This is a genomic window from Actinomadura verrucosospora (assembly GCF_039540335.1).
In the GTDB taxonomy this organism is placed as follows: Bacteria; Actinomycetota; Actinomycetes; order Streptosporangiales; family Streptosporangiaceae; genus Spirillospora; species Spirillospora verrucosospora.
The window spans coordinates 1-17,271 of the sequence record NZ_BAABEV010000080.1 but is presented as its reverse complement, the minus strand read 5'-3'; the positions used below and the strand labels follow the sequence as shown (position 1 = coordinate 17,271).

Sequence of the window (17,271 nt, the reverse complement as noted above, 5' to 3'; positions counted from 1 at the left end):
TTGGCGAGCCCCGCGCGGCCCTCCCGGCTGGCGAGGGCGGACGCGGCGGTGCGCGCGACCGCGGGGAGCGGGCGGCGCAGCCACGCGGTCAGCACCCGGTTGCGCGCCTGCCTGCGGCGGCGGGCCGCCGGGCCCGGGCCCGCCGCGGACGGGTGGTGGTGGACGACCAGGTCCGGCACGTAGGCGAGTCCCCATCCGGCGGCGGCCAGATCGAGGGCGAGCAGTTCCTCCTCGCCGCCGAAGTGCAGGACGCCGGAGAAGCCGCCCGCGTCGAGGAAGGCGTCCCTGCGCACGACGACCGAGCAGGCCAGGAAGCCGAGGATCGCCGGTCCCGGCAGGCCCTCGGGGCGCCCGAGCTCCGCGCGGGCCATCCGCTCGGAGACGGGGTCCACCCGCTCCTCCTCCCCCACCAGGACCTTCGCGGCGAGCAGCGCCGTCCGCGGGTGGGCGTCGAGGATCCCGGCCGCCCGCTCCAGCGCGCCCGGGGCCCACCAGGAGTCGTCGTCGGCGAAGGCGATGTAGCGGGTGGCCGCGAGCTGGGCCCCGGCGTTGCGGGCGGCCGCGCCCCGGTTGGCCGGCAGTCTCAGCACGGTCGCCCCCGCCGCCTCCGCGACGGCGGCGGTGCCGTCGCCGGAGGCGTTGTCGGCCACGATGACCGGGGCCGTGTGGTGGCCGAGGCTGCGGCGCAGCTCCGGGGCGCGGTCGCGGGTCACGACCACGATCGTCACGTCCGGCATGCGGTGGTCTCCCTAGCTCACGTAGCGGCGGGCCCTGGACGCGCGCTGCGCCGCCTCCAGGCGGCGCAGGCGGTCCTCGACGTCGGGGGGCAGCACTCTGCGCTCGCGGGCCACCCAGGCCAGCCCGGCCGCGGCCTCGGCGAGCGCGGCGGCCGTCACGCGGTCGCGCGGCAGGGTGCGCAGCAGGACGGCCGTCCTGCGGACGGCCACGGGCAGCGGGCGGCGCAGCCAGGTGAACCACAGGGTGTTGCGGATCCCGTGGCGGCGCCGCAGGTGCGCCTCGCGGACGCGGGACGGTTCGTGGTGCACGACGACGTCCTCGGCGAAGCACAGCTGCCAGCCGAGCGCCATCAGGTCGGCGCTCAGCAGCTCCTCCTCCCCTCCCAGCCAGAGCCGGGGGGAGAACCCGCCCGCCTCCCGGAACGCCTCGGCCCGGACCATGGAGGCCCCCGCCAGGAACGAGCCGAGCGCCGGGCCCGGCAGCCACGGCGGCCCGGGGACGGGCGAGTGCCGCAGCTCCGGGACGATCGGGTCCTCGCGGCCGCCGGGCTCCACCAGGATCCGGCCGGTCACGACGGCGAGCCGCGGATGCGCGTCCAGGAGGCCGGCGGCGCGCGACGGCGCGTCCGGGTCCCACCAGGTGTCGTCGTCCCAGAACGCGACATAGGGCGTGCGGACGTGGTCGACGGCGAGGTTGCGGGCGACGGCGCCGAGGTTGCGCGGCGAACGGATCAGGGTCGCCTCCGGGAACCGCTCCGCGACGGCGGCGGCGGACCCGTCCCGCGAGGCGTTGTCCACCACGATGACCGGAGCCCGCTCGGTGAGCGCGCGGGCGGCGGCCAGGGTGGCGAGCAGGGACCGCCGCCGGTCCCGGGTGATGACGACGACGGTGAAGCGCATGAACCGGCCACTACCCCCCGCTTTCCCCTCCATGTCCGTAAATGGCGCATCACCTGCAACTTTCATTACGAGCGACTCTTCTGACATCAGCGTTTAGCCACACAGTTCTCGGCAATGTCCCGAATTACCTATAGGGGATTTCGTTCCGGCGGATCCGGCCGGAGCACGGTGCCTACGACGACGGCCACCGGCCCCTCTCCCACCGAACGCTGCGCCGAAACGGGGTACTCATGCGCGTGCTCGGAATCAACGCGATCTTCCATGATCCGGCCGCCGCGCTGGTCTCGGACGGCACCGTCGTCGCCGCGGCCGAGGAGGAGCGCTTCAGCCGCCGCAAGCACGGGAAGCGGCCGGTGCCCTTCTCCGCCTGGGAGGTGCCGGAGCAGGCCGCCCGGTGGTGCCTGGAGGAGGCCGGGCTGGAGCCCGGCGACCTCGACGCCGTCGCCTACTCCTACGATCCCGAGCTCGCCGAGCCCGGACTCGGCGGGCACGACGCCCAGTGGGAGCGCCTGCGCACGCTCTACGCCCGCCGCGCCCCGAACTTCCTGGCGACCGCGCTGCCGGGCCTCGACCCCGGGATCGTCCGGTACGTGCCGCACCACGTGGCGCACGCCGCGTCCGCCGCGCTCGCCGCGCCCGGGCCCGGCGAGGGCGACGTGCTGGTCCTGGACGGCCGCGGCGAGTCGCACTCGCACCTCGCCGGGACGTACGAGGGCGGCGAGCTGACGCCGCTGCACGCCCAGCGCCTCCCCCACTCGCTCGGCCTCATGTACGAGGACCTCACCGAGCACCTCGGCTTCCTGCGCTCCAGCGACGAGTACAAGGTCATGGCGCTCGCGTCCTACGGCGAGCCGCGATTCCTGGACGAGCTGCGCGAGCACGTCCGCGCGACCGGGGACGGCGGCTTCGCGGTCGCCCCCATCGACTGGGGCTCCCTGGCGAAGGCCCGCCGGCCCGGCGGCGAGTGGACCCGGGACCACGCCGACCTCGCCGCCAGCGTCCAGACCCGCCTGGAGGAGGTGCTCCTCGACCTCGCGGCCTGGCTCCACGGCCGGACCGGATCCCGCCGCCTGCTGCTCGCCGGCGGCGTGGCCCTCAACTGCGTCGCCAACTCCCGGCTGGCCGAGACCGGACCCTACGACGACATCTGGGTCCAGCCCGCGGCGGGCGACGCCGGGACGGCGCTCGGCGCGGCGCTGCACGTCGCGCGGGCGGGCGGCGACCCGCTCGCCGCCATGCCGGGCGCCGGCCTCGGCCGCCGGTGGGACGACGAGGAGATCGCCGCGCGGCTCGACACCGCCAGGATCCCCTACGAGCGGCCGGACGACCTGGCCGGCGCCGTCGCCGACGCCCTGGCCCGAGACGAGATCGTGGCGTGGTTCCAGGGGCGCTCGGAGTTCGGGCCGCGCGCGCTCGGGCACCGCTCCCTGCTCGCCCACCCCGGGCGTGCCGGCAACATCGAGCGGCTCAACGACGTCAAGGGCCGCGAGCAGTTCCGGCCCATCGCGCCGATGGTGGCGCTCGACCGCGCGTCCGAGATCTTCGAGGGCCCGCTGCCGAGCCCCTACATGCTGTTCGTGCACCGGGTCAGACCCGAGTGGCGCGAGCGGATCCCCGCCGTCGTGCACGTGGACGGCACCGCCCGCGCCCAGACGGTCGACGCCGCCGACGAGCCGCTCGTGGCGCGCCTGCTGGAGGAGTTCGGCCGCCGCACCGGGCTGCCGGTCCTGGTCAACACCAGCCTGAACACCGCCGACCGCCCCATGGTGGACGACCCGCGCGACGCGCTGGAGTGCTTCGGCTCGGCGCCGGTCGACCTGCTCGCCATCGGCCCGTTCGTGGTGCGCCGCAGGGAGGTGCACGCCCGATGAGCTGCACCGTCGTCATTCCCACGATCGGCAGGCCGAGCCTGCGCGTCACGCTGCACGCGCTGCTGACCGCCCTGCGCGACGGCGCGGGCCCCGCGCCGCACGAGATCATCGTCGTGGACGACCGCCCGGCGCCCGGCGCGCCGCTGCCGCTGCCGCCGCCGGCCGGGCAGCGGATCCGGGTGATCCGCTCCGGGGGCCGCGGACCCGCCGCCGCGCGCAACGCGGGCTGGCGCGCCGCCACGACCGAGTGGATCGCCTTCCTCGACGACGACGTCGTCCCCGAGGCCAAGTGGCCCGCCCGGCTGGCGGCCGACCTCGCCGCCCTGCCGCCGGAGGCCGGCGGCTCCCAGGGCCGCGTCTCCGTCCCGCCGCCGCAGGACGGCCGGGCCCCGACGGACTGGGAGCGGAACACCGCCGGGCTCGCGGAAGCCGACTGGATCACCGCCGACATGGCCTACCGCCGCGGCCTGCTGGCCGAGCTGGGCGGCTTCGACGAGCGCTTCCGCCGCGCCTACCGCGAGGACGCGGACCTGGCGCTGCGCGCCATGGACGCCGGCCACGGCCTCGTCCTCGGGGAGCGGCGGCTGACGCATCCGGTCCGTCCGGCCGGATTCTGGGCGTCGGTGCGGGCGCAGGCCGGCAACGCCGACGACGTCCTCATGTGGCGCGTGCACGGCCCGTCCTGGCGCCGCCGCGCGGGCGAGGGCCGCGGCCTGCTCCGCCGCCACGTGCTCACCACCGTGGCGGGCCTGCTCGCCCTCGCCGCCCTTGCCGCGGCGGCGCGCGGCCGCCGCGGCGCGGCCGTCGCGCTCACCGCCGCGGGGACCTGGGCGGCGCTCACCGCGAGATTCGCCCACGAGCGGATACGGCCGGGTCCCCGGACGCCGGACGAGGTGACGAGGATGCTGGTCACCAGCGTCGCCATCCCGCCCGCGGCGGTCTGGCACCGCGTGCGGGGCCTGGCCGTCCACCGGCGGGCGCGGGCGTGGGGCGGGACGCGGGCCGTGCTGTTCGACCGCGACGACACCCTGATCCGGGACGTCCCCTACAACGGGGACCCGGCGCGGGTCGAGCCGATGCCGGGCGCCCGCCGCGCCCTGGACCGGCTGCGGCGTCACGGCGTCCGCATCGGCGTCGTGTCCAACCAGTCCGGGATCGCCAAGGGCCGCATCACCGCCGGGGACGTGCGGCGCGTCAACGCCCGCGTCGAGGAGCTGCTCGGCCGCATCGACGTGTGGGAGTTCTGCCCGCACGACGGCGGCGACGGCTGCGGGTGCCGCAAGCCGCGCCCGGGGCTCGTGGAGCGCGCGGCCGAGCGGCTCGGGGTGCCGCCGTCCGCCTGCGCGGTCATCGGCGACATCGGCGGCGACGTCGAGGCCGCCGCGGCGGCCGGGGCGCGCGGCATCCTCGTCCCGACCGGCCGGACCCTGCGCACGGAGATCGCGCGGGCGCCGGAGACGGCGCCGACGCTGGACGCCGCCGTCGACCTGGTCCTCGGCGGAAGGCGGCGCCGATGAGAGTGCTCGTCGCACGCCAGGACAACATCGGCGACGTCCTGCTCGCCGGGCCCGCCGTGCGGGCCGTCGCCGAGCGCGCCGACGAGCTCGTGCTGCTGTGCGGGCCGCGCGGGCGCGCCGCGGCCGACATGCTGCCCGGCGTCGACCAGGTCATCGAGTGGCGCGCCCCCTGGATCGACCCGGACCACGTCCCCGTCGAGCAGGCCGACGTCGACCGGATCGTCCGGGCGCTCCGGGGGTTCGACCGGGCGCTGATCCTCACCTCGTTCCACCAGTCGCCGCTGCCGCTCGCGCTGCTGCTGCGGCTCGCCGGGACGCCCTGGATCGGCGGCATCAGCGAGGACTACCCGGGATCGCTGCTGGACCTGCGGCACCGCCCCGACACCGACATGCCCGAACCGCTGCGCATGCTCGCCCTGGTGGAGGACGCCGGGTTCCCCGCCCCCGCCGACACCCGGCTGCGGGTCCGCGGGCCGCTGCCCGAGATCGACCACCTCACCGGCGGGCCCGGCTACGTGGTCGTGCACCCCGGGACGTCGGTCCCCGCGCGTGCCTGGCCGCCCGGGCACTGCGCCGAGGCGGTGCGGCTGCTCGTCGCGGCCGGCCGCCGCGTCGTCGTGACCGGCCACCAGGACGAGAAGGACCTGACGGCGCTGGTCGCCGGGGAGGACGGCCTTGACCTCGGCGGGCGCACCGGCCTGCCCGAGCTGGCGGCGGTGCTGCGCGGCGCCTGCGCCGTCGTCGCCGGCAACACCGGCCCCGCGCATCTGGCGGCGGCCGTCGGGACTCCGGTCGTGTCGCTGTTCGCGCCGACCGTCCCCGCCGCCCGGTGGGCGCCCTTCGGGGTGCCGCTGGCGCTGCTCGGCGACCAGGGCGCCCCCTGCAAGGACACCCGCGCCCGGGACTGCCCCGTGGAGGGCCACCCCTGCCTCTCGTCGGTCGGCCCCGACGAGGTCGCCGCCGCCGTGGAGATCGTGGCGTCCGACGAGATCGCCGCGGCGGACGAGGAGGCGGCCGCCCGATGAGAGTGCTGATGTGGCACGTGCACGGATCGTGGGCGACGTCGTTCGTCCACGGCCCGCAGACCACGCTCGTCCCCGTCACCCCCGACCGGGGCCCCGACGGCAGGGGCCGCCCCGACACCTTCCACTGGCCCGACCGCGCGGTCGAGGTGCCGCCGGAACGGCTCCGCGACGAGGACGTCGACGCCGTCGTCCTGCAGCGCCCCCACGAACTGCGGCTCGCCGAGGAGTGGCTCGGACGCCGCCCGGGACGCGACGTCCCCGCCGTCTACGTCGAGCACGACACGCCGCGCCGGACCCCGTCCGACGTGGGCATGCCGGAGGAGGTCGTCCCCGACAGCCGCCACTTCCTGCACGACCGCTCCGACATCCCGGTCGTGCACGTCACCCACTTCAACCAGCTGTTCTGGAACTGCGGCCGCGCCCCGACCACCGTCATCGAGCACGGCGTCGTCGACCCCGGCTACCGCTACACCGCGGAACTGCCGCGCGCGGGCGTCGTCATCAACGACCCGCTGCGCCGCGGCCGCGTCGCCGGCGCCGACCTGCTGGCCGAACTGGCCGCCGCCGTCCCCGTGGACCTGTTCGGGATGAACGTCTCCGGCGCGCCCGGCGAGCTCGGCATCCCGCACGAGTCGCTGTGGACCTTCGAGGACCTGCCGCAGGCGAGGATGCACGAGGAGCTCGCCCGCCGCCGCGTCTACGTCCACCCCTACCGGTGGACCTCGCTCGGCCTCGCGCTGATCGAGGCCATGATGCTCGGCCTGCCGGTGGTGGCGCTCGCCACCACCGAGGCGGTCGAGGCGGTGCCGCCGGAGGCCGGGGTGCTGTCCACGCGGGTCGCCGCCCTGGCCGACGCCGCGCGGACCCTGGCCGCCGACCCGCCGCGTGCCCGCCAGATGGGGAAGGAGGCGCGGGCCCACGCCGTCGACCGGTACGGGCTCGCGCGGTTCCTGCGCGACTGGCGGCGAACTCTCCAGGAGGTAACGCGATGAAGATAGCCATGATCTCCGAGCACGCCAGCCCCCTCGCCGCCGGCCGCGGCTCCGCCGGGAAGGGGCTGGGCGGGGCGGACGGCGGCGGGCAGAACGTGTTCGTCGCGGAACTGGCCGCCGAACTCGCCGGGCAGGGGCACCTCGTCACCGTGTACACGCGCCGCGACTCGGCCGCCCTCCCCGAGCGGGTCCCGTTCGCGCCGGGCGTGACCGTGGAGCACGTCCCGGCGGGCCCGGCCGAGCACGTCCCCAAGGACGACCTGCTGCCGTGGATGCACGACTTCGGGAGGTACCTGGAGCGGCGCTGGGCCGCCGATCCGCCCGACGTCGCGCACGCCCACTTCTGGATGAGCGGCCTCGCGGCCGTCCAGGCCGGGCAGGCCGCGGGGGCCCGGCGCGTCCCGGTCGTGCAGACCTACCACGCGCTCGGTACCGTCAAGCGGCGCCACCAGGGCGACGACGACACCAGCCCCGCCTCTCGCATCCGGCTGGAGCGGGCGCTCGGGCGCGCCGCCGACGCCGTGGTCGCCACCTGCTCGGACGAGACCGCCGAGCTGGCCGCGATGGGCGTCCCCCGCGACCGCGTCCGCGTGGTGCCGTGCGGGGTCGACCTGGACCTGTTCTCCCCCGCGGGCCCCGCCCGCGGGGGGCGGGGGCAGCACCGGCTCGTGGTGCTGTCGCGGCTGGTCGAGCGCAAGGGCGTCGACACCGCCATCCGCGCGCTGGCGCACCTGCCGGACGCCGAGCTGCTGGTCGCGGGCGGGCCGCCCCGCGGCGGCCTCGACGGCGACCCCGAGGTGCGCAGGCTGCGGCGGGTGGCAGCGGACGCGGACGTGGCGGGCCGGGTGGAGTTCCTCGGCCGGCTCGGCCGCGAGGAGGTCCCGCCGCTGCTGCGCTCGGCGAGCCTCGTCGTCTCCCTGCCCTGGTACGAGCCCTTCGGCATGGTGCCGCTGGAGGCCATGGCCTGCGGCGTCCCGGTGGTGGCGACCGCCGTCGGGGGGCATCTGGACACCGTCGTGGACGGCGTCACCGGCGTGGTCGTCCCGCCGCGCGACCCGGAGAAGGCCGCCAGGGCGATCCGGCGGGTGCTGGACGATCCGGCCGGGCGCGCCGCGATGGGGCGCGCGGGCGGCGGCCGGGCGCGCGAACGCTACTCGTGGGCCCGGGTCGCCGCCGACACCGCCCGGGTCTACCGGGAGGCCGCCGTGCTGAGCGAGGTGGCGGCCTGATGACCGCGCAGCCCGGAATCCGTACCCGCACCGCCACCGTCCACGACCTGCGGCTGGAGGCGCTCGCGGAGGCCGCGCTGCTGTTCCGCGAGCAGGTCCCCACCGTGCAGGCGTGGGGCCTGCGCCTGGCCTCCGTCCTGCGCGCCGGGGGCCGCCTGCTGGCCTGCGGCAACGGCGGCAGCGCCGCGGAGGCGCAGCACCTGACGGCCGAGCTCGTCGGCCGGTTCGAGGACGAGCGCCGGCCGCTGTCGGCGATCCCGCTGCACGGCGACACCTCGTCGGTCACGGCGATCGGGAACGACTACGGCCCGGCCGTCGTGTTCGAGCGGCAGGTGCAGGCCCACGGCCGTCCCGGCGACGTGCTGGTGTGCCTGTCGACCAGCGGGCGCAGCCCCAACGTGATCGCGGCGGCGCGACGGGCCCGCGGGCTCGGGCTCACGGCCTGGGCGGTCACCGGGCCCGGCCCGAACCCGCTGGCCGAGGCGTGCGACGACGCGATCACCGTGCGGGCCGCCTCGACCTCGACCGTCCAGGAGATCCACCTCGCCGCGATCCACCTGCTGTGCGGCGCGGTCGACGACGCGCTGGGGGTGCGGCATGCCTGAGCGGAGGCTTCACGTCACGCACGGGAGGGAGGGGCCATGACGGCGCCACTGGTCGTGGTGGGCGACGTCCTGCTCGACATCGACGTCGTGGGCCGCAGCAGCCGGCTCTGCCCGGACGCGCCCGTCCCCGTCGTCGAGCAGGCCGAGGAGCGGCCGCGCCCCGGCGGCGCGGGCCTCGCGGCCCTGCTCGCCGCGGCGGGCGGCCGCGAGGTGGTGCTCGTCACCGCGCTCGCCGACGACGAACCCGGCCGGCGGCTGCGGGCGATGCTGGAGCGGCACGTGGAGGTGGCGGCGCTCCACCTGCACGGCGGGACGCCCTGCAAGCTGCGCATCCGGTCCGGGGGCCAGTCCGTGGCGCGCCTGGACGCCGGGGACGGGCAGGCCCTCGACGGGCCCGTCGGCCCCCGCGTCGCCGAGGCGGTCGCCGGGGCCGGCGCCGTGCTGGTCTCCGACTACGGCCGCGGCGTCTCCCGGCACCGCGCCGTGCGGTCCCTGCTCGGCGAGCTGCCCCCGAGCGTCCCCGTCGTGTGGGACCCGCACCCGCGCGGCGAACCGCCGGTGCCGGGGGTGCGGCTGCTCACCCCGAACGAGGAGGAGGCCGCCCGGCTCGCCGCGGCCGACGGCGCCGACATCACCGGGTTCGGGCTGTCGGCCGCCGGGCGGCGCGGCCGCCACCTCGGCCGCTCCTGGGGCCTGGACGGCGTCGCGATCACGCTCGGCGCCGACGGCGCGCTGCTGTGCGACGGGTCCGAGGCGCCGGGGCTCGCGCTCGCCCCGCCCGCCCGGGGCGACTCCTGCGGCGCGGGCGACAGCTTCGCCGCCGGGGTCGTCGGCGCGCTCGCCGACGGCGCGGACCTGCCCGCGGCGGTCACCGAGGGCGTCGACCGGGCGTCGGAGTTCGTCCGCGCGGGCGCCGCCGCGGCCGTCGCGGCGCAGCTCGCCGAGTCCGGCACCGCCCGGCTCGTCCCCGAGCGCGGCGAGGACGCCTGGGACGTCGTCGAGCGGACGCGGCGGGCGGGCGGCACGGTGGTGGCCACCGGCGGCTGCTTCGACCTGCTGCACGCGGGCCACGTCAGCCTCCTCCAGCAGGCGCGCAGGCTCGGCGACTGCCTGATCGTCTGCGTCAACTCCGACGCGTCGGTCCGGCGCCGCAAGGGGCCGTCCCGCCCGGTGACGCCCGCCGCGGACCGCGTCCGGGTGCTGGAGGCGCTCAGCGACGTGGACGCCGCGCTGGTGTTCGACGACGACACCCCGGCGCCGCTCCTGGAGCGGCTGCGCCCGGACGTGTGGGTCAAGGGCGCCGACTACGCCGGGGCGCCCCTGCCCGAGGCCGAGACGATCCGGGCCCACAACGGCGAGGTGGTCCTGCTGCCACTCCTGGAGGGGCGCTCCACCACGCGCCTGCTGTCGACCACGAAGGGAAACGCGTCATGAAGGTCCTCATCACCGGCGGCGCCTCCGGACTCGGCGCGGCCGTCGCGCGGAAGATCGCCGACGACGGCGGGCGGCCCCTGGTCCTCGACCGGCACCCTCCGAAGGAGGAGTTCGAGCACATGCAGGCCGACCTCGCCGACCGCCGGTGCGCCGAGCGCGCCGTGCACGGCCTGGCGCGCGCCGCCGGCGGGCTCGACGCCGTCGTCACCGCCGCCGGCATCGACGCCTGCGGGGCGCTGTGCGAGGTCCCCGCCGAGGACTGGGAGCGGGTCGTCCAGGTGAACCTGCTCGGCACCGTCGCCGTCGTCCGCGCAGCGCTCCCGTACCTGGAGAACGAGCCGCACGGGCGGGTCGTCACGGTCGCGTCCACCCTGGGGTTCCGCGCGCTGAGCGACGCGACCGCGTACTGCGCGTCCAAGTTCGGCGTCGTCGGCTTCACGCGGGCGCTCGCCGCCGAGACGGCCGGGAAGGTCGCCGTCACCATGGTCGTGCCGGGCGGGATGGACACCGCGTTCTTCGACGACCGCCCCGACCGGTACAAGCCCGGGGCCGACGCCAAGCTGAACCGGCCCGAGAACGTGGCGGCGACCATCGCGTTCGCGCTGAACCAGCCGCCCGGCTGCGAGGTGCGCGAGCTGGTCGTGTGCCCGTCCCAAGAGCCGTCGTGGCCGTGACGGCCGGGGCGCGCGGCGCGCTGGTGCTGCGCGCGCTCGGCCTCGGCGATCTGCTGACCGCCGTCCCGGCGCTGCGGGCGCTGCGGCGCGGAATGCCCGGGGCGCGGATCACGCTCGCCGCCCCGCCGGTGCTCGAACCCCTCGCCCGCGCGACCGGCGCGGTCGACGGCGTGCTGCCGGCGGACGGCCTGGAGGCTCCGCTGCCGCCCGCCGGCCCCGTGGACGCCGCCGTCAACCTGCACGGGCGGGGCCCGGAGAGCCACCGGCTCCTCGCGGCCCTGGCGCCGGGGCGGCTGCTGGCGTTCGCCTGCCCCGGCGCGCGGCACTCGGGGGGCCCCGCCTGGGACGCCGGCGAGCACGAGGTGGCCCGCTGGTGCCGGCTGGTCGCGGCCTACGGGTTCGACGCCGACCCCGGGGATCTGGACCTGCCGGCCCCGGCCGCCGCGTCGCCCGCGCCCGGCGCCGTCGTCGTCCATCCCGGGGCTGCGTTCCCGGCGCGCCGCTGGCCTCCCGAGCGGTTCGCGGCCGTCGCGGCGGCGCTGCGCGGCGGCGGGGAGCGCGTGGTCGTCACCGGCGGTCCCGGCGAGGCGCGCCTCGCGCGGCGCGTCGTGGAGCTCGCCGGGCTCGACCCGACCGCCGACCTGTCCGGCCGCACGTCACTCCCCGAGCTGGCCGCGCTCGTCGCGGGCGCACGGCTGGTCGTCTGCGGCGACACCGGGGTCGCGCACCTCGCGACCGCCTACCGCACACCGTCGGTGCTGCTGTTCGGCCCGACGCCGCCCGGCCGGTGGGGGCCTCCCGACCGCGCCGAGCACCACGTCCTGTGGGCGGGGCGCCGCGGCGACCCGCACGGACGCGAGCCCTGTCCCGGGCTGCTGGAGATCACAGCGGACCAGGCCGTCGAGGCCGCCGGGAAGGCACTGGCCCACCCGAACCGATGAGGGGGACGAGATGAGACATCCACGCGCCGTCGTCACCGGGGGCTCCGGCTTCCTCGGCTCGCACCTGTGCGAGGCGCTGCTCGCCGAGGGCGTCTCGGTGCTGTGCCTCGACAACCTGCTGACCGGGACCTCCCGCAACATCGCCCACCTCGCCGAGCGGCGGGACTTCCGCTTCCTCAAGCGCGACCTCACCGAGCCGGTGAACGTCCCCGGCGACGTCGGCTACGTCTTCCACCTGGCGTCGGCGGCCTCCCCGGCCGACTACCTGAGGTACCCCATCCAGACCCTGGAGGTCGGCAGCCAGGGCACCCGCAACGCCCTGGACCTCGCCGAGGCCAAGGGCGCCCGCTTCGTCCTCGCCTCCACCTCCGAGGTGTACGGCGACCCGCTGGTGCACCCGCAGCCCGAGTCGTACTGGGGCAACGTCAACCCGGTCGGGCCGCGCAGCGTGTACGACGAGGCGAAGCGGTTCGGCGAGGCGCTGACGTCGGCGTTCCGGCACTCGCGCGGCCTCGACGCCGCGATCGTGCGGATCTTCAACAGCTACGGCCCCCGGATGCGGCCGGACGACGGCCGCGCGATCCCGACGTTCCTGCGGCAGGCGCTGACCGGCGAGGACCTCACGGTCACCGGCGACGGCTCGCAGACGCGGTCGATCTGCCACGTCGACGACACGGTGCGGGGCATCGTCGCGCTGGCGTTCTCCGACCACCCCGGACCGGTGAACATCGGCAGCCCCTACGAGATCTCGATGGCCGACCTCGCCCGGCTGGTCATCGACCTGACGGGGTCGTCGTCCCACGTCCGGTTCATCGACCGCCCCGAGGACGACCCGCGCGTCCGGCGCCCCGACACCGCGCTGGCCGAGGAGGCGCTCGGCTGGCGCCCGCGGATCTCCATCGAGGAGGGCCTGCGCACCACGCTCGAATGGTTCGCCAGGGAACTCGTGGTCGCACGGCCCGCATGAGCGGCGGCGCATCTCGGGCCTCCCGGCGTGCCGGGCCCGGCTACCGCACGCCGAGGACGTCCAGCAGCTCGCCGATCAGCACGGCGTCCGCCGGGGGCGCGGGGGCCCGCCCCGCGCCCCCGGGCGACAGGCACCACGTCCACCAGCGGTCGAGTTCCGCCGGGTCCAGAACCCGCTCGCCGGGCGGCGCCGCGGGCGGGGTCACCACGGCGGGCCACCCCCAGGCCCGCGCCTGCGCGGTCACCTTCGCGCCGCCGCCGACCGGGTCCACGGCCAGCGCGGGGATCCCGTTCTTCAGCGCCAGGACGAGGCCGTGCAGCCGCGTCGTGACCACCACGTCGAGCCTGCGCAGCGCCGACTCCAGCTCGGCCGCCGTCGTGAACAGGCGCCAGTCGCGCGGATCGAGCCGCGTGTCCAGCGGCAGCCGGGCGCACTCGCGGGCGGCGAGCCAGTCGGCCAGCTCCCGCTCGACGCGGTCGTGGCGCCGCCGGTCGCCGTACTCGGCCTGCCCGGGCGCGAGCACGACCCCGGCCACCGGCACCGAGGGCGTCGCGGGCAGCGCCGCCAGGTCGCGGCGCGGCGCGCCGCCCGGAGCGTCCCGCGCGAGGACCGCGTCGAACCCGGTGACCGCCGGGTCGGCCGGATCGACGACCGACACGCCGACGGCGACGCGCGTGCACCCCGCGTAGCGGCGGTGGAGGTCCTCCACCTGTCGGCCGTGGAGCGGCCCGCAGGCGAACACCAGATGGGTGTAGGACGCGGGGTCGGCCCGGTCGAGGTCCAGGCCGCCCGGCCGGAAGACCGGGCTCCACGCCAGGCGGCACTCGACCCCGGCCCGCATCAGCGCCGCCCGCACCGCCTCCATCGCCAGGACGTCGCCGGCCGTCGCCTCACCGTGCAGGAAGCTCGGCCATCCGGTCACCAGCACGCGCATCCGTCAGCCGCCTTCCCCGCCTCGGCCCTCGCCGGGTGCTCCCCCAGGGCGTCGAAGGGGCGTCCCGCGGCCCCGCTATCCGCGCTACCCGCCACCGTCCGTCCCATGTCGGAACGGGGTCGCCCGTGGCGGTAGAAGGCGGTTTCCGCGCGGTGACAGTCCAGACACCCATCGGTTTACCGAGATGCCCTCTTGGGCAAAGTCCCCTCGCGGCCCACTCGCGAGCTCGGAGCCAAGTGCCCCGAGCTGCGAGCATGGGCCGCGCCAGGTTTCTCACCCGGTGACGGCCTGCGCGATCGCCATCCCGCAGTAGGCCGCGCCGAGCCCCGCGACGATGCTGGCGCCCGCGTTGACCACGGCGTAGAAGCGCGTCCCCTCCTCGGCGAGGCGCAAGGTCTCGTATCCGAACGTGGAGTACGTGCTCAGGGCGCCGCAGAACCCCGTCCCGGCAAAGGCCATCACGCCTTCGTGGGCGGGCAGCGCCGCGAGGAGGCCCAGCGTGAACGACCCCGCGATGTTGACGGTGAACGTCCCCCACGGGAACACCGAGTCGTGGCGGGCCTGGACGGCGCGGTCGGTGAGGTAGCGCAGCGGAGCGCCGAGCGCGGCGCCCAGCACGATCAGCACGATGGTCACTCGCCGCCCGCCTCGCTCCGCCCGGTGCACCGGATCCGCGCGGCCGCCTCCCGGCGGCGCGGCCGGGCCAGCAGCCGCGTCACCCGGACACCCGCGTAGACCGCGGCGAGCGCGGCCGCGAGCGTGCCGGCGAGGTAGGCCAGCCCGACGAGCGGCGCCCCGCGTTCCACCATCTCCTGGGCGTCGACGACATAGGTCGAGAACGTGGTGTAGCCGCCGAGCACTCCCACCCCGAGGAACGGGCGCACGAGCCGGTGCGCCCTCCACGTCTCGGTGATGAGGACCATCAGCACCCCGATCAGGAGGCAGCCCGAGACGTTCACCCAGAAGATCGCCCAGGGGAACTCTCCCGCCCGGTGGGGGAACGCGTTGCCGAGCCCGTGCCGGGCCAGCGCCCCCAGGGCCCCGCCGGCCGCGATCGCCGCCAGGACTCCCCACGGCGCCTCGCGCAGCTCGGACCGCTGCCTCGGAACATGCAGGTCGACATCGGGATCGACGGGACGGCCGTTCACGGGTGCACACTCCTACCAGTAGCCACGACGCACTCACCGGTAGGGACCATTGGCGGAACGTTCCGCGGTTCGCCGTCCAGGCACGGCGGGCCCCACCGCCGTTTCCCCGTCTCCGGGTCGATTCGAGCCTACCGGCACCGTGTGACCGGGACTTCCCAGGGTAGTGGGACGTGACCGAACGTTCCTCCTACCCTCACCGGCCCCGCTGGAAGGGAGCGCGTATGCCGTGGGCGGAGTCCACCGGCCGGTTCGACGACGGACAGACCGAGACGCTTCTCAAGGAAATGAACCGGCTCCAGACGACCGACCCGCGGCGGGAAAGGCTGCGCGAACGCATCGTCGACCTGCACAAGCCCCTGGTCCGCGGCGTGGCGCGCCGCTACGCCAACCGGGGCGAGCCGCAGGACGATCTCCAGCAGGTCGCCTACCTGGGCCTGGTCAAGGCCATCAACCGGTTCGACCCCGCGGTCGGGGACCGGTTCGTCACCTACGCCTACCCGGTGGTCACCGGTGAGGTGAAGCGGCACTTCCGCGACAAGACCTGGGGCATCCGGGTGTCGCGCCGCATCCAGGAGCTGCGGCCGGTCCTGCACCGCACCGTCCAGGAGTTCACCCGCGAGCACGGCCGCTCCCCCACGACCGCGGAGACCGCGGCGATCATGGGCGTCACCGAGGACGAGACGGTCGAGGTCATCATCGCCTGCGACGCCTACCGGCCGCTGTCGCTGGAGGCGCCGGCCGACGGGACGCCGGACGGCGAGGCCGGCACCGTCGGCGAGTACCTCGGGTCCGAGGACCCGGCGCTGGAGGCCTTCATCGACGGCCACGCCCTCAGGCCCCTCATCGACGACCTGCCCGAGCGCGAGCGCACGATCCTGCTCCTGCGGTTCTTCGGGAACAGGACGCAGACGCAGATCGCCGAGCAGATCGGCCTGTCCCAGATGCACGTCTCCCGGCTGATCCGCGCGACCCTCGACCGGCTTCGCACCGGGCTGCTGGCGGAGGGGTGACCGCCCGCCCGCTGCCCGTCAGGGCCTGGGCAGCGCGCACGCCCCGCCCAGCACGACGTCGTTGCCCTGGCCCAGGCAGCGGGCGAGCAGGTACGTCTGCTGCCCGTAGTGGACGCCCTTCCGGACGGTGACGTTCCCGGCGCGGTCGACTTCGCACGGGTTGTTGAGCGTGCAGCGCTCGCCGTCGTCGTTGCCGGTGTTGTTGACGCCGACGACCTGGCGCGTCCGGGCGTCGATGACCGGCGACCCGGACGTCCCGTGGACGGTCTGGCACTCCGGCTTGTAGCGGATGGAGTCCTTCCACGTCCAGTCGGCCTCGCGCAGCCGGTAGACGGTCGCGTCCGTCCTGCAGCCGTAGATCTTCCGCCAGTAGCCGGACACGACCCGGATCGGCGTCCCGTCGTGCGGCCGGGCCGTCGACAGGCGCAGCGCGGGGATCCCGTAGCGCTTCTGGATCGCCGCGTAGGTCGTGTCGAGCCGGTACACGGTCACGTCGGTGTCGGTCATCGTCGCGTACTCGACCCTGGTGGCCTGGAGGGTGCCGAGGCTCCGGCCGCCCGTCCGGTCGAGGAGCGTGAACGTCCGGGACGACCTGCGGTCCACGATCACCTCGCCGGCGTCCGGCATGCCCGACTCCAGGCAGTGGCCGTTGGTCAGCACCAGCGCGGCGTCGGCGTCCCGCGACCGCGGCCCGCGCACGAGGGAGCCCGAGCAGTTGCTCAGCGCGACGATCCCGGTGAAGTCGACCGCCGCCCGCTGGGCGCTCGGCGCCTGCGGCGGGACGGGCGCGGCCTGCGCGGAGGCGGCGGCGAACGCTCCGGCGCCCGCGAGGGCGAGCGTCCCGGCGGCGGTGAGGGCGGCTGCGGCGGTGCGGCTGGGCATGCGGATCCTCTCGGACGGGCCGGCGGCGGAGACCGCCCCGGCCGGGACGGCGCCGTCTCGGCGAATCTAGATCATCTGATTCCCGCGAAGAAGCACCACGGCCCTTCCCCGCGCGACACCCTTCTCAGTCGACCTCCACCCAGCCGTACGTGCGCTCGACGGCCTTCTTCCAGCCTGCGTAGCCCTGGTGGCGTTGGTCGTCGTTCCAGGTGGGCTGCCAGCGTTTGTCCTCGTTCCAGTTCTGGCGGAGTTCGTCGGTGGTGGACCAGAATCCGACCGCCAGGCCGGCGGCGTAGGCGGCGCCCAGGGCGGTGGTCTCGGCGACGACGGGGCGGGAGACCGGGACGCCGAGGATGTCGGCCTGCAGTTGCATGCACAGTTCGTTGGCGGTGACGCCGCCGTCGA

Annotated in this window: 18 protein-coding genes; 11 read left to right on the top strand and 7 right to left on the bottom strand. The window is 76.2% G+C overall.

Translation table 11 applies throughout. The annotated features are described in order from the left end of the window. Positions 1–737: glycosyltransferase family 2 protein (locus tag ABD944_RS41335; RefSeq protein WP_345187522.1), on the bottom strand; the 737-nt coding region annotated here is incomplete at its 3' end. Positions 738–749: 12 nt separating this feature from the next. Beyond that, the gene (locus tag ABD944_RS41330; RefSeq protein WP_345187519.1) at positions 750–1,637 is read right to left on the bottom strand and encodes a glycosyltransferase family 2 protein; all 888 of its coding nucleotides are present in this window, start codon (positions 1,635–1,637) and stop codon (positions 750–752) included. Positions 1,638–1,867: 230 nt separating this feature from the next. Here ABD944_RS41330 and ABD944_RS41325 point away from each other — a divergent pair, with 230 nt between their 5' ends. Genes ABD944_RS41325 through ABD944_RS41280 form a run of 10 tightly spaced genes read left to right on the top strand, consistent with a single transcriptional unit; the run spans position 1,868 to position 12,892 of the window. Further along, a complete protein-coding gene (locus ABD944_RS41325; protein WP_345187515.1) occupies positions 1,868–3,508 on the top strand; it encodes a carbamoyltransferase family protein in 1,641 nt (546 codons plus the stop codon). Further along, positions 3,505–5,025, top strand: coding sequence for an HAD-IIIA family hydrolase (locus ABD944_RS41320; RefSeq protein ID WP_345187513.1), 1,521 nt, complete (start codon positions 3,505–3,507; stop codon positions 5,023–5,025). Before ABD944_RS41325 ends, ABD944_RS41320 begins: the two co-directional genes overlap by 4 nt. After that, on the top strand, positions 5,022–6,050 hold the full coding sequence (locus ABD944_RS41315; RefSeq protein ID WP_345187511.1) for a glycosyltransferase family 9 protein: 1,029 nt from the start codon (positions 5,022–5,024) through the stop codon (positions 6,048–6,050). The genes ABD944_RS41320 and ABD944_RS41315 overlap by 4 nt, the downstream gene beginning before the upstream one ends. After that, a complete protein-coding gene (locus ABD944_RS41310; protein ID WP_345187508.1) occupies positions 6,047–7,042 on the top strand; it encodes a glycosyltransferase in 996 nt (331 codons plus the stop codon). The genes ABD944_RS41315 and ABD944_RS41310 overlap by 4 nt, the downstream gene beginning before the upstream one ends. Then, positions 7,039–8,271 carry a glycosyltransferase gene (locus tag ABD944_RS41305; RefSeq protein WP_345187506.1) on the top strand — a complete coding sequence of 411 codons (1,233 nt, stop codon included), beginning with the start codon at positions 7,039–7,041 and terminating at the stop codon, positions 8,269–8,271. Before ABD944_RS41310 ends, ABD944_RS41305 begins: the two co-directional genes overlap by 4 nt. Next, a complete protein-coding gene (locus ABD944_RS41300) occupies positions 8,271–8,876 on the top strand; it encodes a D-sedoheptulose-7-phosphate isomerase (RefSeq protein WP_345187503.1) in 606 nt (201 codons plus the stop codon). Before ABD944_RS41305 ends, ABD944_RS41300 begins: the two co-directional genes overlap by 1 nt. A gap of 36 nt (positions 8,877–8,912) precedes the next feature. After that, positions 8,913–10,310 (top strand): PfkB family carbohydrate kinase, encoded by a 1,398-nt coding sequence (locus ABD944_RS41295; protein ID WP_345187501.1) that lies wholly within the window; start codon positions 8,913–8,915, stop codon positions 10,308–10,310. Beyond that, a complete protein-coding gene (locus ABD944_RS41290; RefSeq protein ID WP_345187497.1) occupies positions 10,307–10,984 on the top strand; it encodes an SDR family oxidoreductase in 678 nt (225 codons plus the stop codon). Before ABD944_RS41295 ends, ABD944_RS41290 begins: the two co-directional genes overlap by 4 nt. Beyond that, positions 10,975–11,925 (top strand): glycosyltransferase family 9 protein, encoded by a 951-nt coding sequence (locus tag ABD944_RS41285; protein WP_345187494.1) that lies wholly within the window; start codon positions 10,975–10,977, stop codon positions 11,923–11,925. The genes ABD944_RS41290 and ABD944_RS41285 overlap by 10 nt, the downstream gene beginning before the upstream one ends. Positions 11,926–11,935: 10 nt before the next feature. Beyond that, positions 11,936–12,892 (top strand): NAD-dependent epimerase/dehydratase family protein, encoded by a 957-nt coding sequence (locus tag ABD944_RS41280; protein WP_345187492.1) that lies wholly within the window; start codon positions 11,936–11,938, stop codon positions 12,890–12,892. 40 nt (positions 12,893–12,932) lie between these two features. Here the strand turns inward: ABD944_RS41280 and ABD944_RS41275 are convergent, their stop codons facing one another. The 3 genes from ABD944_RS41275 to ABD944_RS41265 all read right to left on the bottom strand — a co-directional run bounded on the left by ABD944_RS41275 (position 12,933) and on the right by ABD944_RS41265 (position 14,974). Further along, positions 12,933–13,826 (bottom strand): polysaccharide pyruvyl transferase family protein, encoded by an 894-nt coding sequence (locus tag ABD944_RS41275; RefSeq protein WP_345187488.1) that lies wholly within the window; start codon positions 13,824–13,826, stop codon positions 12,933–12,935. Positions 13,827–14,099: 273 nt separating this feature from the next. Then, the gene (crcB, locus tag ABD944_RS41270; RefSeq protein ID WP_345187486.1) at positions 14,100–14,462 is read right to left on the bottom strand and encodes a fluoride efflux transporter CrcB; all 363 of its coding nucleotides are present in this window, start codon (positions 14,460–14,462) and stop codon (positions 14,100–14,102) included. Further along, the gene (locus ABD944_RS41265; protein WP_345187484.1) at positions 14,459–14,974 is read right to left on the bottom strand and encodes a fluoride efflux transporter FluC; all 516 of its coding nucleotides are present in this window, start codon (positions 14,972–14,974) and stop codon (positions 14,459–14,461) included. The genes crcB and ABD944_RS41265 overlap by 4 nt, the downstream gene beginning before the upstream one ends. Before the next feature lie 221 nt (positions 14,975–15,195). On the opposite strand from ABD944_RS41265, the gene ABD944_RS41260 reads away from it, so the two are divergent. Beyond that, complete coding sequence (locus ABD944_RS41260; protein WP_345187482.1) at positions 15,196–15,984, top strand: SigB/SigF/SigG family RNA polymerase sigma factor; 789 nt, start codon at positions 15,196–15,198, stop codon at positions 15,982–15,984. A gap of 18 nt (positions 15,985–16,002) precedes the next feature. Here ABD944_RS41260 and ABD944_RS41255 read toward each other — a convergent pair whose 3' ends face one another. Further along, complete coding sequence (locus tag ABD944_RS41255; protein ID WP_345187479.1) at positions 16,003–16,866, bottom strand: S1 family peptidase; 864 nt, start codon at positions 16,864–16,866, stop codon at positions 16,003–16,005. A 124-nt stretch (positions 16,867–16,990) separates the two neighbouring features. Beyond that, the coding region (locus tag ABD944_RS41250) for an FGGY-family carbohydrate kinase (RefSeq protein WP_345187477.1) at positions 16,991–17,271 on the bottom strand (281 nt) is incomplete at its 5' end.

Excerpts from the sequence above, each read along its gene's own strand:
- ABD944_RS41300 (WP_345187503.1), top strand. The coding sequence starts at position 8,271 with ATGACCGCGCAGCCCGGAATCCGTACCCGCACCGCCACCGTCCACGAC.
- ABD944_RS41310 (WP_345187508.1), top strand. The coding sequence starts at position 6,047 with ATGAGAGTGCTGATGTGGCACGTGCACGGATCGTGGGCGACGTCGTTC.
- ABD944_RS41330 (WP_345187519.1), bottom strand. The coding sequence starts at position 1,637 with ATGCGCTTCACCGTCGTCGTCATCACCCGGGACCGGCGGCGGTCCCTG.
- ABD944_RS41305 (WP_345187506.1), top strand. The coding sequence starts at position 7,039 with ATGAAGATAGCCATGATCTCCGAGCACGCCAGCCCCCTCGCCGCCGGC.
- ABD944_RS41290 (WP_345187497.1), top strand. The coding sequence starts at position 10,307 with ATGAAGGTCCTCATCACCGGCGGCGCCTCCGGACTCGGCGCGGCCGTC.
- ABD944_RS41280 (WP_345187492.1), top strand. The coding sequence starts at position 11,936 with ATGAGACATCCACGCGCCGTCGTCACCGGGGGCTCCGGCTTCCTCGGC.
- ABD944_RS41320 (WP_345187513.1), top strand. The coding sequence starts at position 3,505 with ATGAGCTGCACCGTCGTCATTCCCACGATCGGCAGGCCGAGCCTGCGC.
- ABD944_RS41260 (WP_345187482.1), top strand. The coding sequence starts at position 15,196 with ATGCCGTGGGCGGAGTCCACCGGCCGGTTCGACGACGGACAGACCGAG.
- ABD944_RS41295 (WP_345187501.1), top strand. The coding sequence starts at position 8,913 with ATGACGGCGCCACTGGTCGTGGTGGGCGACGTCCTGCTCGACATCGAC.
- ABD944_RS41325 (WP_345187515.1), top strand. The coding sequence starts at position 1,868 with ATGCGCGTGCTCGGAATCAACGCGATCTTCCATGATCCGGCCGCCGCG.
- ABD944_RS41275 (WP_345187488.1), bottom strand. The coding sequence starts at position 13,826 with ATGCGCGTGCTGGTGACCGGATGGCCGAGCTTCCTGCACGGTGAGGCG.
- ABD944_RS41315 (WP_345187511.1), top strand. The coding sequence starts at position 5,022 with ATGAGAGTGCTCGTCGCACGCCAGGACAACATCGGCGACGTCCTGCTC.
- ABD944_RS41255 (WP_345187479.1), bottom strand. The coding sequence starts at position 16,866 with ATGCCCAGCCGCACCGCCGCAGCCGCCCTCACCGCCGCCGGGACGCTC.